The organism is Burkholderia sp. E168m23, assembly GCF_016586125.1.
GTDB classification, from domain to species: Bacteria; Pseudomonadota; Gammaproteobacteria; order Burkholderiales; family Burkholderiaceae; genus Burkholderia; species Burkholderia orbicola.
The window spans coordinates 1-1,158 of sequence record NZ_BCPP01001438.1 but is presented as its reverse complement, the minus strand read 5'-3'; the positions used below and the strand labels follow the sequence as shown (position 1 = coordinate 1,158).

The following is a 1,158-nucleotide window of genomic DNA, read 5'->3' as shown; positions in this document are numbered from 1 at the left end:
GGCGCTCGCGCGCACCGACGGCCTGACGGGCCTCGACAACCGCCGGATGCTCGACGTCACGCTCGCGCGCGAATGGCGCCGCGCCGCACGTTCGCAACATGCGTTGTCGCTGCTGTTCATCGACGTCGATTACTTCAAGCACTACAACGACACGCAGGGCCACCAGGCCGGCGACGACGCACTCGCCGCGGTCGGCCACTGCATCGCCGGATGCCTGCGCCGGCCGGCCGACTATGCGGCGCGCTACGGTGGCGAGGAATTCGTCGTGGTGCTGCCGGACATCGACACGGACGGCGCGGTGACGATCGCCGAAACGATCCGCACGGGCATCCTCGATCTCGGCATCCGGCACGACGCCGGCACGGTCGGCCGGCTGACGGTGAGCATCGGCGTGACGACCAGCTATCCCGAGCGCGACGACAACATCCAGGCCGCGCTGAAGCTGGCCGACGAGGCGTTGTACCGGGCGAAGGAAGGCGGGCGCAACCGCATCGTCGTACAGGCAGCCACGTCGCCGGACGATCTCGAGTCGCGGCAGGCCTGAGCGTACGGACAGCGGCGGGGCCGCCGCCGTCCGCGTGCAAAATCACCGACAATATCGGCTCGATACGCCACCGCGCCGCCGCGCGGCCGATGCGCGCGGCCAGCCGGCGCCTGACCGGCCGCACCCGTTCGCGGCCGCTTCGCACCACCATGAGACTCAAGGCAAAGATCTTCCTTCTGGCCATCGTGCCGTTCCTGCTCGCGATCGCCGGCATCGGCTTCGGCGTGCGCCAGCAGGCGACGTCGCTCGCGCGCACCCAGCACGCGACGATCCAGGCCGCGTACCTGTCGAGCAAGGAAGTCGAGCTGAAACACTACGTCGAGCTCGCGACGAGCGCGATCATGCCGCTCTACGACGCGAGCGGCCGCAATGCGCGCGACGATGCGCTGCTGCGCACCCAGGCGCTCGCGATGCTGCAGAAGATGGATTTCGGCCCCGACGGCTATTTCTTCGTGTACGACCTGCACGGCAATTCGCTGATGCATCCGCGCGAGCCCGAGCGCGTCGGCCACAACTTCTGGTCGATGCGCGACCCGCAGGGCGCGCTAACGATCCAGAAGCTGATCGGCGCGGCATCGCACGGCGGCGGCTACGTGCGCTACGCCTGGCAGCGG

2 protein-coding genes are annotated in these 1,158 nt (G+C 69.2%); both read left to right on the top strand.

What is annotated here, in order from left to right; translation table 11 throughout:
* Positions 1-544 (top strand): GGDEF domain-containing protein (locus tag JMF90_RS37975; RefSeq protein WP_201326433.1); only part of this gene is annotated, 544 nt, incomplete at its 5' end.
* Between the two features lie 149 nt (positions 545-693).
* On the top strand, positions 694-1,158 hold a 465-nt coding region (locus JMF90_RS37970; protein ID WP_201326432.1), incomplete at its 3' end, for a cache domain-containing protein.